Annotated in this window: 18 protein-coding genes; 5 read left to right on the forward strand and 13 right to left on the reverse strand. The window is 65.7% G+C overall.

The features are described from left to right. Positions 1–168: 168 nt before the first annotated feature. Positions 169–435 (forward strand): GlsB/YeaQ/YmgE family stress response membrane protein, encoded by a 267-nt coding sequence (locus AC4D2W_RS02835; protein WP_490925395.1) that lies wholly within the window; start codon positions 169–171, stop codon positions 433–435. A gap of 13 nt (positions 436–448) precedes the next feature. On the opposite strand, the gene AC4D2W_RS02840 is transcribed toward AC4D2W_RS02835, so the two are convergent. From AC4D2W_RS02840 to AC4D2W_RS02875, 8 genes are all read right to left on the reverse strand, one after another. Beyond that, a complete protein-coding gene (locus tag AC4D2W_RS02840) occupies positions 449–1,720 on the reverse strand; it encodes an FAD-binding protein (RefSeq protein ID WP_490925396.1) in 1,272 nt (423 codons plus the stop codon). A gap of 53 nt (positions 1,721–1,773) precedes the next feature. Beyond that, positions 1,774–3,285, reverse strand: coding sequence for an L-arabinose isomerase (gene araA, locus AC4D2W_RS02845; protein ID WP_490925397.1), 1,512 nt, complete (start codon positions 3,283–3,285; stop codon positions 1,774–1,776). A 54-nt stretch (positions 3,286–3,339) separates the two neighbouring features. After that, on the reverse strand, positions 3,340–4,017 hold the full coding sequence (locus AC4D2W_RS02850; RefSeq protein ID WP_490925398.1) for an L-ribulose-5-phosphate 4-epimerase: 678 nt from the start codon (positions 4,015–4,017) through the stop codon (positions 3,340–3,342). Continuing rightward, positions 4,014–5,735 carry a ribulokinase gene (gene araB / locus AC4D2W_RS02855; RefSeq protein WP_490925399.1) on the reverse strand — a complete coding sequence of 574 codons (1,722 nt, stop codon included), beginning with the start codon at positions 5,733–5,735 and terminating at the stop codon, positions 4,014–4,016. Before araB ends, AC4D2W_RS02850 begins: the two co-directional genes overlap by 4 nt. Positions 5,736–5,915: 180 nt before the next feature. Beyond that, positions 5,916–6,998 carry a LacI family DNA-binding transcriptional regulator gene (locus AC4D2W_RS02860; RefSeq protein WP_490925400.1) on the reverse strand — a complete coding sequence of 361 codons (1,083 nt, stop codon included), beginning with the start codon at positions 6,996–6,998 and terminating at the stop codon, positions 5,916–5,918. Positions 6,999–7,060: 62 nt separating this feature from the next. After that, positions 7,061–7,975, reverse strand: coding sequence for an aldose-1-epimerase (locus AC4D2W_RS02865; RefSeq protein WP_490925401.1), 915 nt, complete (start codon positions 7,973–7,975; stop codon positions 7,061–7,063). Between the two features lie 110 nt (positions 7,976–8,085). Then, positions 8,086–8,802, reverse strand: a complete 717-nt coding sequence (locus AC4D2W_RS02870; RefSeq protein ID WP_490925402.1) for an ABC transporter ATP-binding protein — start codon at positions 8,800–8,802, stop codon at positions 8,086–8,088. A gap of 41 nt (positions 8,803–8,843) precedes the next feature. Further along, entirely contained in the window at positions 8,844–9,932 is a 1,089-nt protein-coding gene (locus AC4D2W_RS02875) for an ABC transporter permease (protein WP_490925403.1), read from the reverse strand. 180 nt (positions 9,933–10,112) lie between these two features. On the opposite strand from AC4D2W_RS02875, the gene AC4D2W_RS02880 reads away from it, so the two are divergent. After that, on the forward strand, positions 10,113–11,414 hold the full coding sequence (locus tag AC4D2W_RS02880) for a sensor histidine kinase (RefSeq protein WP_490925404.1): 1,302 nt from the start codon (positions 10,113–10,115) through the stop codon (positions 11,412–11,414). Then, positions 11,411–12,052, forward strand: a complete 642-nt coding sequence (locus AC4D2W_RS02885) for a response regulator (RefSeq protein WP_400929419.1) — start codon at positions 11,411–11,413, stop codon at positions 12,050–12,052. Before AC4D2W_RS02880 ends, AC4D2W_RS02885 begins: the two co-directional genes overlap by 4 nt. 12 nt (positions 12,053–12,064) lie before the next feature. On the opposite strand, the gene AC4D2W_RS02890 is transcribed toward AC4D2W_RS02885, so the two are convergent. After that, a complete protein-coding gene (locus AC4D2W_RS02890; protein WP_490925405.1) occupies positions 12,065–13,780 on the reverse strand; it encodes an alpha-glucosidase in 1,716 nt (571 codons plus the stop codon). A 300-nt stretch (positions 13,781–14,080) separates the two neighbouring features. Here AC4D2W_RS02890 and AC4D2W_RS02895 point away from each other — a divergent pair, with 300 nt between their 5' ends. Continuing rightward, positions 14,081–15,304 carry an MFS transporter gene (locus AC4D2W_RS02895; protein WP_490925406.1) on the forward strand — a complete coding sequence of 408 codons (1,224 nt, stop codon included), beginning with the start codon at positions 14,081–14,083 and terminating at the stop codon, positions 15,302–15,304. A gap of 46 nt (positions 15,305–15,350) precedes the next feature. Then, positions 15,351–16,373 carry a non-homologous end-joining DNA ligase gene (gene ligD, locus AC4D2W_RS02900; protein WP_490925407.1) on the forward strand — a complete coding sequence of 341 codons (1,023 nt, stop codon included), beginning with the start codon at positions 15,351–15,353 and terminating at the stop codon, positions 16,371–16,373. Positions 16,374–16,446: 73 nt separating this feature from the next. On the opposite strand, the gene aztD is transcribed toward ligD, so the two are convergent. From aztD to aztB, 4 genes are all read right to left on the reverse strand, one after another. Next, positions 16,447–17,667, reverse strand: coding sequence for a zinc metallochaperone AztD (gene aztD, locus AC4D2W_RS02905; RefSeq protein WP_490925408.1), 1,221 nt, complete (start codon positions 17,665–17,667; stop codon positions 16,447–16,449). 48 nt (positions 17,668–17,715) lie between these two features. Continuing rightward, entirely contained in the window at positions 17,716–18,651 is a 936-nt protein-coding gene (aztC, locus tag AC4D2W_RS02910; protein WP_490925409.1) for a zinc ABC transporter substrate-binding protein AztC, read from the reverse strand. Beyond that, positions 18,648–19,886 (reverse strand): hypothetical protein, encoded by a 1,239-nt coding sequence (locus AC4D2W_RS02915; RefSeq protein ID WP_490925410.1) that lies wholly within the window; start codon positions 19,884–19,886, stop codon positions 18,648–18,650. The genes aztC and AC4D2W_RS02915 overlap by 4 nt, the downstream gene beginning before the upstream one ends. A 98-nt stretch (positions 19,887–19,984) precedes the next feature. After that, positions 19,985–20,926 (reverse strand): zinc ABC transporter permease AztB, encoded by a 942-nt coding sequence (gene aztB, locus AC4D2W_RS02920; RefSeq protein WP_490925411.1) that lies wholly within the window; start codon positions 20,924–20,926, stop codon positions 19,985–19,987. Positions 20,927–20,965: the final 39 nt, after the last annotated feature.

The raw sequence follows: 20,965 nt of genomic DNA on the forward strand, positions 1-20,965 counted from the left end.
GCCTGGACATGTCAGGGCGCAGCGCGGAGCCCGGGGCCCAATTCCCTTGTTCCAGCCCCTGACCATTGCCTCGAATTCGAACCACACCCGCGGTACGCCTACGATGGTAAGGACACTTAGCACCACGCCGGTTCCCGCTGGGGACCGGACCATCCAAAGGAGTTCACTATGATCGGTTTCATCGTTGCAGGACTCGTCATCGGCGCGTTGGCGCGCCTCATCAAGCCCGGAAAACAGAATCTGAGCCTCATCGCCACTCTGCTGCTCGGCCTGGTTGGCTCCGTCATCGGCGGCGTCATTGCAAATCTTCTGGGTACCGGAGACATCTTCGAACTCAACATCCTCGGATTCATTGTTGCCGTTGTTGCGGCAGTCCTGCTGATCGGCATTGCTGAATCCGTGTCCGGCCGCGGCAAGGGCCAGGTCCGCCGCTAGTACCCGGCTCCGCTCAGCCGAGAACCTTCCGTGCCAGGAATGAATTGACGAACTTGCCCTGCGGATCCATCCGCCGGGCAAGGTCGGAAAAATCTTCGAAGCGCGGATAGAGCTCCTGCAGCTGCGGCCGCTGAAGGGTGAATACTTTCCCCCAGTGCGGCCGCGGCCGCAGCGGAGCAAGAGCAGTCTCCATGCGGGCCAGCAGGGCTTCGACGTCCGCCTGCATCGGCTTCCACGTAAAGTGGAACCCCACCGAGTCCGGTCCGTAGTTGGTGCTCAGCCACAGGTCGTCACCGGCCATGGTCCGGATTTCACAGACCTGCAGCAGGGGAGCAATTTCCGCAGACATCCCCCGCAGAATTTCGATCCCCTCCACGGCCAAACGCCGGTCCATGAGGTATTCGCTCTGGAGCTCATCTCCGTTGCTCGGAGTGAAGGCGAGCCGGAAGTGTGACAGGCGGTCCGACCACGGACCGGGCACGCCCATCTGCTGGGAGCAGTTCACCGCGCTGATCCCCGGCAGCGGGTGCATGGGTTCCGTCGCGGCAGTCCCGCCGAAGAACTCCGGTTTCCCGGCGTACGGCAGCTCGGCATCCGTACGGCTCTTGAGCCACACCTGTGAAGCGTTCGGACCGGCCAGCGAGCTGAAGATGCTCACGCTGTAGGCAGCGGACGTTATCTCGCTGAAGTTCTCCTCCACAGCGCTCCACGGCACGTCGGTGAAGACGTCCTGGCGCACCTCGTAAGCCGGTTCAATATCGAGCGTGATCCGGGTAACGATGCCCAGTGCGCCGAGGGAGACCACCATGCCGTTGAAATCGGGGCTTGACCGGTCCACCCGCAGAAGTTCGCCGTCGGCGGTCACCAGTTCCAGAGCGGCCACCGCGGTGGCAAGGTTCCCGTTTCGGTTGCCGGATCCATGGGTCGCCGTCGCGACGGCCCCTGCTACGGAAATGTGCGGCAGCGACGCCAGGTTGTGCAGGGCATAGCCGCGTTCGACGAGGAAACCGGCCAGATCTCCGTAACGGATGCCCGCGGGCACCGTCACGGTCATGGCAGCCTCATCCAGCACCGGAGCGCCGTTCAGCTTCTCCAGGTTGACCATCAGGCCGGAGGAGTCCGCTATGTCATTGAACGAGTGCCGGGTACCGACGGCCCGCACGGAAGGAGCTGCGGCCACCAGCGCCTGCAGTTCCTCCACAGTGGTGGGCTGTGCGATTTCCGCCGCGGAGTAGCGCAGGTTGCCGGCCCAGTTGTATTCCTCAAGCATTTTGATGCCCTTCATATGTGTAGGCCGGCAACCCGGCTGATGCAGCCGCTATCTATGGTGCCGCAGGCCTAGAACCCCTGTGCCAGGCGATAGTACGCCTGGTTCAGCTTCAATTCGTTGACGAATGCGATCGTGGTGGTGGACTCATCGATCATGGCCAGTTCCACATCAGCGATCTGTGCGAAATCCTCCCACACTTCCCGTCCCAGAGCCGTGGACATGACGGTGTGGTGCGCGCCGCCGGCGGAGAGCCAGCACTCGGCGGAGGTCTCCAAATCGGGAGCCGGCATCCAGACTGCGCGGGCCACGGGCAGGTTGGGGAGGTCCTGCTCGGGAACCACGTTCTCCACCAGGTTGGCGGTGAGGCGGAACCGCTCGCGCATATCCGCCAGGGACACGACGACGGCGGGGCCCGGGTCAGCGGTGAACACCAGGCGAACCGGGTCATCCTTGCCGCCGATGCCCAGCGGGTGGATCTCCAGCGCAGGCTTGGAGGTGGTCAGGGACGGGCAGATTTCCAGCATGTGAGCGCCGAGGATGACCTCGCTTCCGGGAACCAGATTGTAGGTGTAGTCCTCCATCAGGGACGCTCCGCCGGGCAGGCCCTCACCCATCACCTTGGCAATGCGGACCAGGACGGCGGTCTTCCAGTCGCCCTCGGCGCCGAATCCGTAACCGTCGGCCATCAGGCGCTGGACGGCCAGGCCGGGGAGCTGCTGCAGGGCACCCAAGTCCTCGAAGTTGGTGGTGAAAGCACCAAAGTTTCCGCTCTCCAGGAAGGAGCGCAGCCCCAGCTCCTGCCGGGCGCCGTAGCGCAGGGACTTGTGGCGTCCGCCGTCGCGCCGCAGTTCGGGAACGACGTCGTACTGCTCTTCATATTCGGCAACCAGGGCGTCGATGGCCTCTTCGGTCACTGCATCCATGGCCTCGGCGAGCTCGTTCACGGACCAGGTGTTGACGGAGACCCCGAACTTCACCTCGGCCTCGGTCTTGTCACCCTCGGTGACGGCGACGTTGCGCATGTTGTCGCCGAAGCGGGCCAGTTTGAGGTTGCGGATTTCATGCCAGCCGGCGGCGGCGCGTGCCCAGGAATCGATCTTGGCCTGAACGCGGGGGCTGGAGACGTGTCCCACCACGGTCTTGCGGCTGATGCCCAGGCGGGAGGCCATGTACGCGAACTCGCGGTCGCCGTGGGCGGCCTGGTTCAGGTTCATGAAGTCCATGTCGATGTCCGCCCACGGCAGCTCAACGTTGTGCTGGGTGTGCAGGTGCAGCAGCGGACGCTGCAGCTTGGTGAGGCCGCGGATCCACATTTTGGCGGGGGAGAAGGTGTGCATCCAGGCGATGAGGCCAATGCAGGCCTCCGAGGAATTCGCCTCCAGGATGGTCTCCAGGATGGCGTCGGAGTCCTTGAGGACGGGCTTGAAGACAATGCGGTACGGGACGGCGTCGGCGTCGTCCAGCTGACGGGCAATGTCGCCGGCCTGTTCGCGGACCTGGGCCAGGGTGTCTTCTCCGTAGAGTCCCTGGCTTCCGGTGAGGAACCAGATTTCGCGGGCGGGGGCAGTGCTGAGGGTCATGGGTACATCCTTTTCAGGCTGATCGTGCGGAGCTAAAGCGGGGAAGCTAAGCGGTTATTTCTGGCCGTAGACGTTCTGGTAGCGCTGGAACAGGCGGTCGATGTCCGCCTGCGGGATCGGCAGCAGTTCACCGAGCTGGCGGCTGATGTGCACGGTGCGTGCCACCTCTTCACACAGGACGGCCGACTTCACGGCGGAACGGGCGTCCTTGCCGATCGTGAACACGCCGTGGTTCTGCATCAGGATGGCGGTGGAGCGGTGCCCGTCCAGGACCTCAACAATGCCGCGGCCAATCGAATCGTCACCGATCAGGGCGAACGGGCCCACGGGGATCTCTCCGCCAAACTCGTCGGCCATCATGGTCAACACGCAGGGAATGGCTTCGCCGCGGGCTGCCCAGGCGGTGGCGTAGGTGGAGTGGGTGTGGACCACCCCGTTGACGGCGGGCATGTGCCGGTAGACGTAGGCGTGGGCGTCGGTGTCCGACGACGGCGAGCCGCCGCCGTCGACCGCGGTGCCGAACAGGTCGGTGAGCACCATGTTCTCGGGGGTGAGGTCGTCATAGGAAACGCCGGAGGGCTTGATGACCATCAGGTCCCGGCCCGGGACGCGGGCGGAAATGTTGCCCGCGGTCCACACCACCAGTTCATTGCGGGTCAGTTCGGCGTGCAGGTCGCTGACCTGGCGGCGGAGCTGGTCGACAGCGCCGAGGACGTCGGAAGTGAGAGTCACAGTGCCGGTTCCATTTCTTCAGTGTCTTCAACGGCTGCTGCGGAACGCCGGGCAGATGAGGCACGCTGGATGGCCTTGAGCCGGTGCATCACATCATTGGCGCCGCGGCCAAAGTAGTCATGCAGCGTCTTGTACTCCGTGAAGAGGGCATCATAGGCCTGAACGTTTTCCGGGATCGGCTGGTAGACCCCGCGCTTGACTCGGCCCATGGCGGCAGCGGCGGTCCGGACGTCCGGGTAGGCGCCGGCAGCAACGGCGGCATGGATGGCAGAGCCGAGGGCGGGTCCCTGCTGCGAGTCGATGACGGACAGCGGCAGGTTGATGACATCGGAGTAGATCTGCATCAGCAGGGGATTCTTCAGCAGGCCGCCGGCCACCACGAACTCCGTGACCGGAACACCGCTGGCGTTGAAGGCTTCAATGATGGTGCGGGTGCCGAAGGCAGTGGCTTCGAGCAGGGCGCGGTACATGTCCTGGGGCCGGGTGGCCAGGGTCTGGCCCACGAAAACCCCGGACAGCTCATGGTCCACGAGCACGGAACGGTTGCCGCTGTGCCAGTCCAGCGCCACCAGGCCGTGCTGGCCGATGGCCTGGGCGGAAGCCAGTTCGGTCAGGTATTCGTGGACACCGAGGCCGGCTTCGGCTGCGGCTTCCACGTACCGCGGCGGAACGCAGTTGTTTACGAACCAGCCGAAGATGTCTCCCACTCCGCTCTGTCCGGCTTCGTAGCCCCACAGTCCCTCCACAATGCCGCCCTGCACCGCGCCGCACATGCCGGGCACCTCGGAGAGTTCCTCTGCATTCATGACGTGGCACGTTGAGGTGCCCATGATGGCAACCATCTGACCGGGCTGGACGGCGTTGGCGGCAGGGGCGGTAACGTGCGCGTCCACGTTGCCGACGGCAACGGCGATCCCCACGGGCAGGCCCGTCCATTCCGCGGCACGGGCGGACAGCGTGCCGGCAGCAGAGCCGAGCTGCCCGATGGTGTGATCCAGCTTCTCGCTCACGAATCCGGCGAAGTCCGGATTGAGGGCGGCGAGATATTCCTCGGACGGGTACTCCCCGTCCTGGTAGATGCCCTTGTAGCCGGCGGTGCAGGCATTGCGTACGTAAGTGTCGGTCAGCTGCCAGACGATCCAGTCGGCGGCTTCCACCCAGTGGTCCATGGCGGCGTAAACCTCGGGGTCCTCCTCGAGGATCTGCAGGCCCTTGGCAAATTCCCATTCCGAGGAAATGAGTCCGCCGTAGCGGCCCAGCCAGGTTTCACCCCGCTCTTCAGCGAGGGCGTTGATGCGCACGGCCTGCCCCTGGGCGGCGTGGTGGCGCCAGAGCTTCACGAAGGCGTGCGGCCGTGAGGCGAATTCGGGGATCTCGTTGAGCGGGGTTCCGTCTGCCTTCACCGGAACCATGGTGCAGGCGGTGAAGTCGGTGGCGAGGCCGATGACGTCTGCCGGATTGATGCCCGCGGTGCGCAGGGCTTCCGGGACGGCCTTCTGCAGCACCTCAACGTAGTCCTGCGGAACCTGCAGCGCCCAGTCCGGCGGCAGCAGGGTGTCGGAACCGGGCAGGGTCTCGGTAACGACGGCGTGCGGGTATTCATGGACTGCGGAGCCAAGCTCCGCACCGTCGGAAACCCGTACCACCACGGCGCGCCCGGAAAGAGTGCCGTAGTCCACCCCAATCACGTACTGCTCCTGTGGCTGGATGCTGGTCATGGTGCCTCCTGCCGCGGCTGACCGCGGAAATCGTCTTTGATGGTGTTAGCGCTAACAATTAGATGTGTGTTGAGTCTCATTGTCAAGAGAGGCGGTTTCGATCCATCAACCGCGAGATAGCAGAAAGTGCCCGTCTCAGCTCTCGGAAGGACATCTTCTGCCATCTCGCCGGGAAATTGGTCAGGAGGCCGGGGGCGCGGTGCTGCCGCGGACTACAAGCTCCGGAACGGGAATGCCCTGCGGCTTGCCCTGTGAGGCCGGAGCCGGAGCCGACGCCGCTGGTTCAGCGCCTGCGGCGTTGGCATCATGGGCCGCCCTGGCGACATCGGAACCGGTGACCTGACCCAGCAGCAGGTCGATGCAGTAACTGCCCATGCTGCGAAAATCCTGGCGGATGGTCGTCAGCGGGGGCAGGAAATAGGCTGCTTCGGGCTGGTCATCGAACCCCACCACACTGACGTCATCCGGGACGCTGATCCCGCGCTCGTGCAGGGCCCGCATGAACCCCAGCGCCATCTGGTCATTGGCAACAAAGACTGCCGTGGCCGCGGCCGCATCAAATTCCAGGCCCATGCGGTACCCCGACTCGGCACCCCAGTCGCCCACCATGGGTGCAGCCGCGGGGAGACCGCGTGCGGCTAGTTCCTCCCGCCATCCGGCTGCCCGGCGCTGGGCATCCATCCACGGCTCCGGCCCGGCCAGATGGGCAATTGAGCGGTGCCCCAGGTCCGCGAGGTGCGCCACTGCGGTTCGGGCAGCCTGTTCCTGACTGCCCTCGGGAGCCAGGCCGCTGGCGACAATTTCCAGCGGAATCTTCAATTCCAAGGTGCGGAACAGGTCAACGCCGGCCTGCACGGGAGCCACCACCACAATGCCGTCCGGGGCCTGATTCAGCAGATGGTTGACGGACTCCAGCATGGCGGTCCGGGTCTTCTCCCGCAGGCCGGCAACGCTGACAAAATATCCGTTCCGAAACGCCGCCTCCTGCAGGCCCAGCAGGGTGCTCGCAGGCCCATACTGCTCCAGTTCGGTGATGATCACGCCAATCACCTTGGAAGACCGGGTGACGAGCGACCGAGCCGCCGCGTTGCGCCGGTACCCGAGCTCGGAGATGGCAGCCGAAACCCGTTCCTTCGTGTCCGGACTGACGTTGGGGTGGCCGTTCAACACACGTGACACCGTTTGGTGGGAGACACCGGCAACGCGGGCAACGTCCTCCATGGTCGGAGCGGATCCGGTCGGCCTGCGGCGTGACGGGGGCATGAACTTCTTTCGGTAGGGACCGGCGCGGCGGCGCAGGCGGGCAGTGGGAAGGAGGCGCGGGTCTATCCGGCGCTGATGGAATAGGAAAAAACGTGGTCCTCGCCCGGCTCCAGCACAATCAAATCGGTGCCCGTGTTGAAAGCATTGGGCGGGCAGGTCATCGGCTCCACTGCCATGCCGCGCCGTCCGAGCTCTTCGCCGGAATAGATCTGCAGCCACCCCGTTGCCCCTGCGCCGGCGGGGGAGGACAGGACGGCAGCTTTGCCCGTTGCGGGGTCCCGCAGGCTGACCTGCCAGCCGCCGTCGGGCAACCCGGTAAAGGCATGGTCCAGGCTCATCGAACCAAGGACGCGGGGATGTGAAAAGTCGAAGTCGGTGCCGGTTGTTTCCTTCAGCTCCAGCGGCAGCAGCCGGTCATCAGTCATCAACACCTGTGCTGCGGAGAAGGCCACCTCGCAATTATCCACCGAATTCCCGCCCACGGTGAGGTACGGATGCGAGGAGACACCGTAGGGTGCGGCCGTCCGGCCCGCATTTGCGGCCCGGACCCTCACGGTGAGTCCGCTCTCGACGTCCAGGGTGAACTCGGCGCGCAGCAGCAGCTGGTGCGGATATCCGGGCTGTCCGTGCAACACGTGTTCCAGGACCACCGCGTTGGCAGATCGGTCGGCGACCTCCCACTCGGACCACACCACCAACCCGTGCAGGGCCGTGCCGGTGGAGGCCTCGTTCACGGGCACCTCGTACGCCTGCCCGTCAAAGACATACCTGCCGCCGTCGATCCGGTTGGGCCAGGGGACCAGCGTCTTGCCGGCGTAGGCATGCGGTACGCGGTCCGGGTCAAAGGGCAGGACCAGATCCACGCCGTGATGGCTCAGGCTCTGGATCCCCGCCCCGACCGCAGCGATGCCCGCCCGGTAGCCGCCTGCCGTCAACGTAATGATCTGTCCATTCGGGCTGGCTGCTGGGCGGGTCATAGGGAGCTCCTGTCAGGGCGGGCGATCGCGTATGGGTTGAGGTCTGCCGGCACCCCTCAGGCTGCCGGACTCTGTTCGAGCTTAGCTGTGAGCGCTAACAAAAGCACCCGCTACGCAGCACCAACCCGCCCGAAGTTCGTCAGCACGTCGGCCTTCAGGCGGCCGTCGCGCATGACCGCCACGGCGTCGGTCAGCGGGACAAACTCCGTGTCATGCGTGACCATGACCGTGCCGAAGCCAAACTCCCGGGTCAGTTGCACGAGCAGCTTCACGATGCTCTCGGAGCGTTCATGGTCCAGAGCTGCCGTGGGCTCATCCACCAGCATCAGCGCCGGACGTCCCATCAGTGCGCGTGCAATGTTGACCCGCTGCCGCTGGCCGCCGGAAAGCTGGTGCGGGCGCTTGTTCGCCGCCGAAGCCAGGCCCACGAGGTCCAGCAATTCCAGTGCCCGCGCAGCGGACGCCGACGCGTGCACACCGCGCAGCCGGTCGGTGATGATCAGCTGCTCCGCCGCTGTGAGGGAGGGCAGCAAGTTGGGCTGCTGGAAGATCAAGCCCACCTTGCCGCGCCGCAGGGTGGTGCGGCCGGCGTCGTCCAGCAAAGCGGTGTCCGTTCCGGAGACAACCACGGATCCGGAGGTAGGGCGGATCAGTGTGGCTGCGACGGCCAGCAGCGAGGATTTGCCGGAGCCTGAGGGGCCCACTAGGGAGAGAGTCCGGCCGGCCGGAACGTGCAGGCTGACATTGTCCAGCGCCTTGAGTGTTCCCTCGCCGTCGGGGTATTCCAGAGTGACGCCGGTCAGGGACAGAGCAGCAAATGCAGACATGGGGTGATCCTTTCGGGAGGGGGTTGCGGAGGCGGGCATCGTCAGTTCCCGCCCAGGGCGGTCAGCGGGTCAACTTTGGTGACATTGCGGACGGCGAGCGCCGCGCCGGCCAGGCCCAGTACTATGATTCCCAGAATGGGCAGCACCGTGGTGGCTGTGCTGGTGAGGAACGGGGCAACCTGTGCTGCAACGGCCCCGATTCCCACACCCAGAAGGCCACCCAGGAGGGCGCCGCTGACCAGGACAATCGCTGCTTGCGCGAGCGCATCCCGGAGCAGGTAGGAAGAAGAGCCGCCCAGCGCCTTGAGCACCGCGATGTCCCTGGTGCGCTGTACGGTCCAAACGGTCAGGAACGCCACGATCACCAGTGCGGAGATTCCATAGAGGAACGCCTGCATCAGGAGCAGCGAGCCGTTCTCGGATTTGTAGGAGCCCAAGGCATTGAAAGAACCGCGGACGTCAGTGGAGACCGTCCCGGCGGCGGTATCAGCGGTTTCCGCTGCGCCGTCATCCGCGTCCGCGACGATGACGGTGGCGACCGGCGGCTCGGACAGGGACGCGTCACCGGTGTGGGCCACCTGCTGCCAGGTGTCCAGCGACGCCCAGGCCACCGGGGTGTGGCTGTACCAGGAATCTTCGGAGACGGCGCTCACCGTCAGGCTGCGTCCGCCCAGGTCCACCGTGCCGCCGACGTCAACGCCAAGGTCCTCCGCGGTGGAGGCACCGAGGATGACACCGCCGTCGGTCACCTTTTGGGGCGCCAGCGCGGATCCGGGCTCGACGCCGAAGACAGCAACATTGGCGGTGGAGCCTGCCACGGCTCGGGTCTGGGTAATGCCAAGCGGTTCAGCGTGGCCCACACCTTCAGTGTTCCGCCATTCCTGCAGTTGCCCGGCGGTGACCACTGACTCGGTGTAGGAGGCCTTCGCCCCGGTGTTCCCTGGAGCGCCGAACGCCACGGAATTGATCCCGTGGTCCGCAAGCCCGGCCACAGCGGCAGTGTTTTGGTTGCCCAGGCCAGCAGTGAGGCCGGAGAGCAGCACCAGCAGCAGGGAGATCAGTGCCACCACGGCGCCCATCAAGGCAAAGCGGCCCTTGGCAAAGCGAATGTCACGAAGTGCGAGATACACGATGGTTCCTTCCAGATCGCCGGCCGGAATGTCCGGCCTGTTGTCCTTGTCTTCCACCGTCCCGCGGAACCCGCACCATTCCATCCGACGGGCGGTCGATCCCCGCAAACTGTTGGGCTGAGCCGGCCCTCCACCAAACGGTTGATGTGCCCGGCATTGGCGCGGCCTAGGCTGGGGCATATGAGTGCCCCCTACACCCCCGCTGACGGCGCTTCCTCCGGGGACGTGGTGCTGCAGGCACTGCGCATCGCCCTGCACACCGCTTTTGCCGGACTGCTGGTGCTGGCGGTGGTTCAGACGAGCATCACGCCGCAGACCTGGCCCGTGCGTGTGAGCGCCTATGCGGGAAGTGCACTGCTGGCCGCGGTATACGTGACGGGCACCGTGGCTGAAAGCCGCCACGCCTCTACCGGGAGAGGGCCCGATCCCCGCCGCTACGGTGCCGCGTGGCTCGGTGCAGTGACGGTGCTGTGGCTGGGCCTGCTGATGATCAGCCCGGAGTTCTCCTGGCTGGCCTTCCCGCTGTTCTTCCTGGACCTTCAGCTGCTGCGAACCCTGCCGGCGCTCATCGCCGTCCTCATCACCACCGCCGCCGTCGTCCTGGCGCAGTGGGCCCGCACCGGACACCCCAGTGCGGCCGCCCTCCTGGGACCCGTAATCGGCGCCCTGTTCGCTGTGGTCATGGGCAGTGCGTACTCAGCCCTCCACCGCGAAAGCGTCAACCAGCGGCTGGCCCTCGCAGAGCTGCACCGCACGCGCGGCGAGCTGGCCGCATCCCAGCACTACGCCGGAGTGCTGACCGAGCGCGAACGGCTGGCACGCGAAATCCACGACACCCTGGCCCAGGGCCTTTCCAGCATCGTCCTGCTGTCCCGGGCGGCCGGAAGCGCCCTCGATGCGGGTGACCCGGCGCTCGCCAGGGAACGCCTCGCGCTGGTGCAGAGCACCGCCGCTGACAACCTCGCGGAGGCCCGGCAGTTTGTCCGCGGCCTCGCTGCGGCACCCCTGGAGCAGGGGTCCCTCGATGCACGCCTCGCCGCCCTGTGTTCGGATGCTGAGCGGCGGGTCGCTGCTGCCGGCGGATACCTGAAGTGCCTGTTCCGGGTGGACGGTGCCCCGGTTCCCCTGCACCCTGCCTATGAGACAACTCTGCTGCGGGCAGCACAGTCTCTGTTGGCCAATATTGAGGCACATGCCGGGGCGTCCAGTGCGGTCCTCACGCTGGAATACTCCCCGGATTCCGTGGCACTTGATGTGTTCGACGACGGCGTCGGCTTTGATCCGGCGATGCTCCCCGCCGGCCCCCGGGCCGATGGAACAGGGTTTGGCCTGCTCTCTTTGCGCGAGCGGATTTCCGATCTGCAGGGTTCCCTGAGCGTGGAGTCGGCGCCGGGGGAAGGAACCGTGGTGGCGTTGAGGCTGCCGCTGGATTCCGCCACAGATTCCACCGCGGCCCCCGCAGCTCCCGGAGGTGGCGCATGAACGGCATTCGTGTCCTGCTGGTGGATGACCACCCCGTGGTCCGTGCCGGACTGCGGGCGCTGCTGGGTGACTTCGACGGACTGGAAGTGGCCGCGGAAGCAGCTGACGGGGCTGCGGCCATCGCCGAGGTGGCCCGGCAGGAAACCTTGGGTACGCCGTTCGATGTGGTGCTGATGGATCTTCAGATGGGACCCGGTCTGGACGGCGCGGAGGCGACACGGAGGATCCGTGCTGCCGGCGGTCCGCCGGTTCTGATACTCACCACGTACGACAGCGACGCGGATATCCTTGCCGCCGTGGATGCCGGCGCTGCCGGTTACATGTTGAAGGATGCGGCGCCGGAAGACATCCGCGCTGCCGTCGCAGCAGCTGCGCAGGGGCGGACGGCACTGGCCCCCCAGGTCGCCGGACGCCTGCTCGGACAGCTGCGCAGCCCTGAATCCACGCTGAGCCCGCGGGAGCTGGAACTGCTGGAACTGCTGGCAGACGGAATGGCCAACCGTGCCATGGCCCGGAAGCTCTTTATCTCCGAAGCCACCGTCAAAACCCACCTGGTGCACATCTACGAGAAACTGGGTGTCGACAACCGTACGGCGGCCGTGAACGAAGCCCGGAAGCGGCGGATCATCCGGCGCTAGGGGAAGCTGAGGCTAATCCCAGGAGGTGGGAACTCCGGTCAGGCGGCGGACTCTGGCTTCCCACGGCCGCAGCAGGCCCGGGTCGCCGGGATCGGTGTAGTTGCCCAGCACCAGTTCCGGACCGCGCAGATAGGCGGGCACGGGAAGCAAACCGGCGGAGACGTTGCACATGATGGTCAGCTCCCCGTTGCCCAAGCGGCGCCGGAACGCAAAAAGCTGCGGGTCGTTGGGTTCCAGCATTTCAAAGTCCCCCAGGGATACCAGCATGGATTCGTGACGCAGCTGGATCAGCCGCTGATAGTAACGAAAAATCGATTTTTCGGCGGTCCTGTCCGCCGCGGCGTTAACGGACCGGTAATTGGGGTTGACGTCTATCCAGGGTTTGCTTGCGCTGAAACCCGCATTGGGGGAGTCATCCCACTGCATGGGAGTTCGGGCGTTGTCACGGCTGACCCTTCCCAGAGTGTCCAGCACATGTTCCTCGTCCATGCCCCTGGCGACCGCGTAGTCATAGTAGGCGAGCGATTCCACATCCCGGTACTGGTCCAGTGACGTGAAGCCGGCATTGGTCATTCCGATTTCGTCGCCCTGGTAAATGAACGGCGTGCCGCGCTGCAGATGGATCACCGTTGCCCACAGGGTGGCTGATTCATACCGGTACTGCGCGTCATCGCCGAAACGCGACACCGACCGGGGCTGGTCGTGGTTTCCCAGGTAAAGGCTGTTCCAGCCGCGGTCTGCCAGCGAGCGCTGCCACCGGTTCGCGATCGTCTTGAAGTCGCGCAGCTTCATGGGCAAGTAGTCCCACTTGCCGCCCGGCCCGTGATCCAGGCGCATGTGCTCGAACTGGAAGACCATGTCCAGCTCCCCGCGCAGGGAGTCGGTGAACAGCACCGCCTCCTCCACCGTCACGCCGTCGGTCTCTCCCACCACCAGGTACTCACTGGTCCGGTAATCAAAGACCGCCCGCATCATCTCCTGGATGAACTCATGCACCCTCGGACCGGAGACGTAGAAAGGAGCCCCGTTCGCGTACATCCCGCCGCTTCCCACCGGGCTGTCCGGCAGGGCGGGCCGTTTGGAAATGAAGTTGATGGCGTCCATGCGGAACCCGTCAATGCCCCGGTCCAGCCACCAGTTCATCATTTCGTAGACACGGGTACGCACACGGGTGCTTTCCCAGTTCAGGTCCGGCTGGTGGGCACTGAACAGGTGCAGGTAGTACTGCTCCGTTCGGGGGTCATATTCCCACGCGCTGCCGCCAAAGATGGATCCCCAGTTGTTAGGTTCGGCGCCCGGGTTATCGGGAGAAAATCCCCGCCGCGGATCCCGCCAATAGTAGGAGTCCCGCGACACGTTGCTGCGTGATGACGATGAGACCACAAAGGCCGAGTGCTCATCGGAGGTGTGGTTCACCACCAGGTCCATAATCAGTTTCATGCCGCGCCGGTGCACTTCGGCCAGCAGCTGGTCGAACTCCTCTTCGGTGCCGTACAGGTGGTCGATGCGCCGGTAGTTGGAGATGTCATAGCCGTTGTCATACTGGGGAGACTCGTGGATGGGGGAGAGCCAGATGACATCCACCCCCAGCTCGCTGAGGTAGTCCAGTCGCTCAATGACACCCGTGATATCGCCGATGCCGTCCCCCGTGCTGTCCGCGAAGCTGCGCGTATAGATCTGGTAGACGACGGCGTTGGTCCACCATGCCGGCAGGTACGGGTTCCTCATGGGGCGAAGATCCTTTCGCAGGCCCTCCAAGCGGCAGCGGGGCCCGCCGCACGGCGTGCTGCCGCCTGCCCCAAAAGTGTAGGGCCGGGCATGGACGGTCCAACAGGGACCGGCGGTACGCAACGGCCCGCACGGCGGAAACGGATCGGCCTGGCCGGGTAGTCAGCCAGTGAGAGAAGGAGCACATCCGGCGTCCCGGATTTCGATCGCATTTTCAGGAGGCGTAGCGTTGGTTGGCTGGTTCAGCCTGAACCGGCACCAGTTCCATCGACCACAAAACAACTCAACAGGAGAATGCCGGTGACGCACGGCGCCGAAACACCCGACCAGAAGCTATGGACCAAGGGGTTCGTCCTTGCCATCATCACCAATTTTTTCCTCTTCCTGGTCTTCTACCTTTTGATGACCACCATGGCGCTGTACGCCGTTGAGCAATTCTCCGCCTCAAACAGCGCCTCCGGTTTTGCCTCGGGCTCCTTCGTCGTAGGAGCGCTCGTGGCCCGGGTCTTCAGCGGCAAGTTCCTGGACTTCGTGGGCCGCCGCCGGCTGCTGCTGGGCGGGCTCGTGGTCTTCACCGCTGCGGCGCTGCTGTATCCGCTGGCGGACAGCCTTGCCGCACTGCTGGCCGTCCGGCTGCTTCACGGAGCCGCTTTCGGCGCGGCCAGCACGTCCATTTCCGCGTCCGTCATGGGGCTGATTCCGGTTCGCCGCCGGGGGGAAGGCACCGGGTACTTCGGCATTTCCACGACACTGGCCACCGCCGTCGGCCCCTTCCTGGCAGTACTGATCGTGGACACCATGACCTACGATCTCCTCTTCCTGGTCGGTGCCGCCTGCGCCGCCATGTCCCTGGTTGTGGCCCTGATGCTTCGCCTGCCCGAGCGCACTCCAACGCCGGCGGAGCAGGCCCGTAAGTGGCACCTTCGCTTTACGGACATCCTGGACCCGGCAGCGCTGGCGATTGCCTCCATCATGTTTGTTGCCGGCGCTTCGTATGCCGGAATCCTGACCTTCATGAACTCCTATGCCCAGGAGGAGAACCTGGTGACTGCGGCCAGTTCGTTCTTCCTGGTCTATGCCGCAGTGGTGCTGATTTCCCGCCTGTTCATGGGCCGCCTGCACGACGTCTACGGCGACAATGCGGTCATCTATCCCACCCTGGTCTCCTTCGCCGTCGGCCTGGCCATGCTGGCCTGGGCGCCCAACGGCCCGGTGCTCGCCGCTGCGGGAGTGTTTGTGGGCATCGGGTTCGGCACCCTGGTTCCCACCGCCCAGGCCATCGCCGTCACCATGGCGCCGCCTCACCGCATCGGCCTGGCCACCTCCACGTACTTCATCATGATGGACGCGGGAGTGGGCCTGGGCCCGCTGGCTCTGGGTGCCCTTGTCTCCGTGACTGGTTTCCACGGGATGTACTGGCTGCTGGCCGGCAGCATTCTGGCCACCACAGTCCTCTATCACTTTGTCCACGGCCACAAGAACTACCGCCGCAGTGCCGAACCCCCAGCAGACGCCCCGGCCTAAAAGCGGCGCAGGTCCCCGGGACCGTCCGGTGCTGTAGGTTATGGCCATGGCCGGCAAAGCAACCACCCTGAGTGTCCCTGGTCCGAACGGTGAACGCGAGATGCGCATCTCCAGTCCGGACCGTGTCCTGTGGCCCGAACTGGGGCTGACCAAGCTCGACCTGGCCAAGTACACGGCAGAGGTCGGTGAGGCGTTCATCGCCGCCAACGGCGACCGCCCGGTGTCGCTGCAGCGGTTTCCGGACGGGATCGACGGCGAACAGTTCTTCTCGAAAAATCCACCCAAAGGGGCGCCGGACTTTATCCGGGCCGTCACCGTCACCTACCCGAGTGCCCGGGCCCATCCGCAGCTGGTCCTGGATGAGCCGGCTGCCGCCGTCTGGGCGGTGCAGATGAACACCGTGGTGTTCCACCCCTGGCCCTCGCGGACCGAAAATACCGACAACCCGGACCAGCTGCGCATAGATCTGGACCCCCAGCCCGGCACCGGGTTCGACGACGCCGTTCCGGCCGCCTTTGAGCTGCGCAGCGTCCTGGCCGGAGCCGGATTGGATGCCTTCATCAAGACCTCCGGAAACCGCGGCCTGCATGTGTACGCCCCCATCACCGCGGACCACGAGTTCCTCGACGTCCGGCACGCCGTGATCGCCGCGGCACGGGAGCTTGAGCGCCGCATGCCGGAGGCCGTCACCACGGCTTGGTGGAAGGAGGAACGGGGGCAGAAGATCTTTGTCGATTTCAACCAGGCCAACCGGGACCGCACCATCGCCGGGGCCTACAGCCCCCGTGCACTGCCGCACGCGCCGGTGTCCACCCCGCTGCGCTGGGAGGAACTCGAGGGCGCCGACCCGCACGAGTTCACCGTGCTCACTGTTCCGGAACGGCTGCGCACCGTGGGGGATCCGTGGGCGGACATGGGCGCGAACCCCGGCAGCATAGACGTGCTGCTGCAGTGGTGGCAGCGGGACCTGGACAAAGGGCTGGGGGAGATGCCGTTTCCGCCGGATTACCCCAAGATGCCCGGCGAACCGATGCGGGTCCAGCCCAGCAGGGCGCGGAAGCAGGACTAGCCGGGCCTGCGCGGGTCCGGCTAGTCCTGGCAGTCGGGCATGGCAGCCGGGCCGGACCCGCACCTGTTGCCGGTTAGCCGGTAACCCCGGTCAGCTCGTTGGGGGTGTGCTCCAGCACACCGCTTCCGGTGACAGTTCCGGACTCAATGTCCACGGCTGAGATGGTGTTGCCGGCGGGATCCGTGACGTACGCAGTGTGGTCAACCACGGTCAGCGTGGGCCGCGGCTGCTGCCATTCCAGCGGCTCTTCCCACGCAGCAATGACCGGGGTGCTCGCCGTGATCTCACCGCTGTCAGGATCGATGCTGTGCAGCGCGCCGTCGGTGCCCAGCACCAAGGCTTCGCCGTGCGGACCGCGCGCCAGTGACCTGAAGCTGTAGCTGGTGCCCAAATCCACGAGCTGCAGCTGCTTGGTGGCGGTGTTGATCAGTGAGATCCGCTGCGGCCGTTCCAATTCGGCATCGGGATCGGATTTGTAGTCTCCCAGGGTCACCGGTGATTCCTCCGACCCGGCCTGGTTGCCGATCCTGCCGTAGGCATCCGGGCTGGAGATCTTGGTGATGGCTCCGTCGGCGTAGACCAGGACGCCGGTCTCGCAACCAATCACCACGGCTTCATTCGCTGCAGTGGCTTCCCCGTGCACTCCGGGGCAGTCCTCGTTGCGGAGGATTTCGCCGCGGTCCGCATCGAGGACCGCAATTCCCGGGCGCTGCTCATCGTTTCCGAGGGTGAGGACCAGCTCTCCGTTTGCCAGCTCCACAGCAACTCCGTGATGGGCCTGCGCTGCAGTGTGGATTTCGGTCTCCGGCCTGCCTCCGGCCAGATCGTCGGTTGCGAAGGATTCCACTATGCCCGTGCCGTCGCTGAAAAGAACGGTCCGGCCGGCATGGTGCACCACGTGCCCCGGTTTATTGGCAGTGAACTCAATGCCGGTCAGCACCGGTTCGGCAACATGGCGGGCGCCGTCGTCTTCAGTCCAGGCCCCGGTGTCCAGAACCTTGAAGGCATCGGCGGTGGAGATAATGACATGGCGGCCGTCACCGGCGGGATTGACGCGGTTGAAGCCGTCCATCTCGAACTCGGCCAGTACCTGCAGCGTCTCGGCGTCAAGGACAGAGACGCCGCCGTCGTAGGTGGTTACCAGCCGCGGTGATGCATCGGCGGCCGCGGCCCCCTGATGCGTATCCGAGGGATCCGCGGCTGCGGTTTCATCGGAGCGCTGTGCCGCGCAGCCGCCAAGCAGGAGCGCAGCAACGCAGAGCGTTGCCAGGCGGGAAAGGGTGCGGGTATTCATGGTTCCTTCTTTCGGTTGGGTCAAAACAGTGAGCGGTGCAGATGAGGGTCAGCTGGTGAGCGCGGCAGTGATGCGCTCGGTGTTGGTGCGCATCATGTCCAGGTAGGTCTCGGCGCCGGAGCCGGGGACGCCGAGGGATTCGGTAAAGAGGCCGACGACGGCGACGTCCAGCCCCGCCTCCTGGGCCAGCACCTGGGCCAGGCGGTCCGGCTGCGACGAGTCAATGAAGATGGCCGGCACGGCGGCCGCCCGGATCTTCCCCGCGAGCTCATCCAGGTCGGAAGAGCTGGGGGAGGCCAAAGTGGTGCCGCCGGGAATGGCAGCCCCCGTGACGGTGAAGCCAAACCGGGATGCGAGGTAGCCAAAGACGTGGTGGTTGGTGACGAGCTGTCGCCGCTGCGCGGGGATGCGGGAGAAGGAGGATTCCATCCGGGCATCGAGTTCATCGATCCGGTCGCCGTACACCGCTGCGTTTTCCCGGACCGTGTCCGGATCCGTGGACGGAACATTGGCGGTGACGGCGTCGGCGATCAGGTCAACCGCGTCTGATACGCGCTGCGGATCGGTCCAGAAGTGCGGGTCCGGCATGTCGGCAGCACCGTCTCCGGCACCGGTTTCGGCCGCGAACGGCAACGGGTCCAGGGCGTCAGCGACCGCAAGGACGGGCACACCCTGGTCCGCCGCGGCGCCGACGTGGCGCAGCACTCCCTCTTCCAGCCCGAGTCCGTTGCAGATCGGAAGATCAGCTGACTCCAGCTGGGCCGCCTGCTGCGCGGAGATGCCGAAGGAATGCGGATCTGCCCCCGGCTGCATGAGCACCACGACATCGGCCTCAGTGCCGACGATGTTGGAGACCAGATCCCCCAGGATGTTCGTGGTGACGACAATCGTTCCCGGTTTTTCCTCTGTTCCGGCGAGCGCCGCACAGCCCGTAAGCGCCGTGCATGCGGCGAGGACGCCGGCCAGGAGTCGGCCGGCCCTCATCGTCCCGTCTCCACGATCAGGCGGGCGGGGTGGCCGGGATCCAGTTCGCGGGCGGTCCGAAGGCCGTCGGCATAGTCGATCTCGACGATGGATCCGGACTGTTCGTCATTGATGTAGGCGCGTTCCGGGTCAATCTCCAGATCAGGCACGGTGCCCGGTGTGATCGGGCCGGCCAGGAGGTGCCGGCCGGTGTCTGCTGCGCTTCCCGCCGGGGCGGAGGCCGTGGTCAGGGCAAAGAGCGTGCCGCTGGCCCCCAGCGCCAGGACGCGGGTGCCGTCGCCTGCGGCTGCTGCTGTCACGAGCGGCTCGGGGGTGGCCAGCAGCTGCCAGGTTTCAGCGGCCGCGTCAAAATGCCATGCCCCTGCGGTTCCGGCCACGGCAGCCAATTCGTTGGAACCGGGGCGGTGGTCAAACGCGCGTGCCCGCTCGACGCCCAAGGCAGGACCGTCCCCTGCTGCCGGGTACGGGATGTGCCGGGCCACAGGAACACCGGAGTTCCCGGCGGTAATGACCAGGGCTCCGTCCGCACAGCCGAAGACAACACCCGTGCGGGTCACTGCGTGTCCCTCAAGTTCCGGACACCGTGCTCCGGTAATACCGGTCTGCTGACCGTCGGCGGAATAGAGCCCGACGGCGGAGGCACGTTCCGCTCCCCGCTCGGCAACCGAGACAAGGTAGGAATTCCCAAAGGGAACGGCCACCCCGCGGTGCGCCGCTACGGTAAAACGGGTTTCGGCAACGGTGCCGGCGCCCAGGTCTTCATGGTCCAGTACGGCCACGGTGCCGTCACCGAAGAACACGGCGGAACGGCCGTTGTTGCTCGCTATGCTCCCCGGCTCCGGGCCGGTAATCCTTCCCACCATGCGGGGCTCCGCGGAGTAATAATGCCGGTGGTCTCCGTGGTTGACGGTCCAGCCCCCTGCATCCACAACGTGGACCGTTCCGTATTCCGGGTTCGACAGGAAGACGAAGCGGCCGGTGCCGGTTGCCGCTTCCACGCCCGGGAACCTGCCCAGTTCGGTCACCGATTCATCGGCCGGATCGGTCACGCTGACATGCCCGTCTGCGCTGACCGTGGTCAGCCGCGCCTGGGGTTCGGCAGCCTCCGCGGCGCCGGCAACATAGCCGTGCGGGTTTCCTTTCAACGGCGGACCGGAAGAAGCGGACTCCGCAGGGCTGCCTGCCGGCACCATGCACCCCGTCAGCAGCAGGGCCGCGGCGGACAGGGCGGACACTGCGCCGCTAATCCTCGCCTGTGCGATGCGGCGGATAGAACCAGGGGCAGGACCAGGCGGCGGCAAAAGGGCCGGGGAGGGGGCGGCGGAATGATGCATCATGGGTGGCTCCTTGTGTCGGGGCGGGGGACGGGCAGTACTTCTGGAGTGGGAACTGATGTGGGATCTGGTGCTGGGTCTGCGCGGATGCCGGCGCCGTCGTCGCTCCTTCCGCAGATGCGGGGCGCGCGGGCCAGCAGCGGCCGGAGGGCCGCGGACAGGAAAAAAGCGAGGACTGCCACGGCCGTGATGCTTGCTCCTGCGGCAGTGGAGGCGTGCCAGGAGATCAGGAGCCCGGCGGCAACGGCCGCCGCTCCGATGGCTGCGGCGAGAAGCATCATCGCCGGAATCGTGGTGGTCCACAGCCGTGCAGCTGCGGGCGGGGCAACCAGCAGGCCGAACACCAGCAGTGTTCCGACCACCTGGAACGAGACAGAGACCGCGATGATCATCAGAGCCATCAGGGCGCCGTGCGCCAGGCCGGGGCGAAGGCCAAGAGTCTGTGCCTTGCGCAGGTCGAAGGCAGCCGCGGCAAAGGCGCGGTGGAAAGCCAGCGCCAGCACACCGGTGACCAGCAGGCCGGCGGCGAGGACGGCCAGGTCCCGTGGCCGGACGGCGAGGATGTCGCCAAAGAGGATGCCGGTCAGATCCACTGCAAAGGATCCCGAGCGGGAAATGATGATGACCCCCAAGGCGAGCATGCCGGCAAAGAGCATCCCGATGGCCGTGTCCTGGGACATGCGTCCGCTGCGGGCAGCCGCACTCATGCCGGCAGCCATCAGCGCGGCGCTGGCTGCCGCTCCGAGCAGCGGATTGACCCCCAGAAGCGTTGCCGCAGCAACACCCGGCAGCATCCCGTGCGACATGGCATCACCCAGGAATGCCATCCCCCGCAGCACAATCCAGGTGCCTGCCACGGCACAAAGCACCGCCGCCAGCACACCGGCAAGCAGCGCCCGTTGGACAAAAACCACCGCAAACGGTTCAAGCAACCAAGTCATCACGAGAGAAACCCTACAATAGATAATGAGAATCAATCG

Source organism: Arthrobacter sp. TJ-58 (genome assembly GCF_058269295.1).

What these genes read in the sequence shown, in the direction of transcription:
- AC4D2W_RS02835 (WP_490925395.1), top strand. Translation starts at nt 169, where the DNA reads ATGATCGGTTTCATCGTTGCAGGACTCGTCATCGGCGCGTTGGCGCGC.
- AC4D2W_RS02840 (WP_490925396.1), bottom strand. Translation starts at nt 1,720, where the DNA reads ATGAAGGGCATCAAAATGCTTGAGGAATACAACTGGGCCGGCAACCTG.
- araA (WP_490925397.1), bottom strand. Translation starts at nt 3,285, where the DNA reads ATGACCCTCAGCACTGCCCCCGCCCGCGAAATCTGGTTCCTCACCGGA.
- araB (WP_490925399.1), bottom strand. Translation starts at nt 5,735, where the DNA reads ATGACCAGCATCCAGCCACAGGAGCAGTACGTGATTGGGGTGGACTAC.
- AC4D2W_RS02860 (WP_490925400.1), bottom strand. Translation starts at nt 6,998, where the DNA reads ATGCCCCCGTCACGCCGCAGGCCGACCGGATCCGCTCCGACCATGGAG.
- AC4D2W_RS02865 (WP_490925401.1), bottom strand. Translation starts at nt 7,975, where the DNA reads ATGACCCGCCCAGCAGCCAGCCCGAATGGACAGATCATTACGTTGACG.
- AC4D2W_RS02870 (WP_490925402.1), bottom strand. Translation starts at nt 8,802, where the DNA reads ATGTCTGCATTTGCTGCTCTGTCCCTGACCGGCGTCACTCTGGAATAC.
- AC4D2W_RS02880 (WP_490925404.1), top strand. Translation starts at nt 10,113, where the DNA reads ATGAGTGCCCCCTACACCCCCGCTGACGGCGCTTCCTCCGGGGACGTG.
- AC4D2W_RS02885 (WP_400929419.1), top strand. Translation starts at nt 11,411, where the DNA reads ATGAACGGCATTCGTGTCCTGCTGGTGGATGACCACCCCGTGGTCCGT.
- AC4D2W_RS02890 (WP_490925405.1), bottom strand. Translation starts at nt 13,780, where the DNA reads ATGAGGAACCCGTACCTGCCGGCATGGTGGACCAACGCCGTCGTCTAC.
- ligD (WP_490925407.1), top strand. Translation starts at nt 15,351, where the DNA reads ATGGCCGGCAAAGCAACCACCCTGAGTGTCCCTGGTCCGAACGGTGAA.
- aztD (WP_490925408.1), bottom strand. Translation starts at nt 17,667, where the DNA reads ATGAATACCCGCACCCTTTCCCGCCTGGCAACGCTCTGCGTTGCTGCG.
- aztC (WP_490925409.1), bottom strand. Translation starts at nt 18,651, where the DNA reads ATGAGGGCCGGCCGACTCCTGGCCGGCGTCCTCGCCGCATGCACGGCG.
- aztB (WP_490925411.1), bottom strand. Translation starts at nt 20,926, where the DNA reads ATGACTTGGTTGCTTGAACCGTTTGCGGTGGTTTTTGTCCAACGGGCG.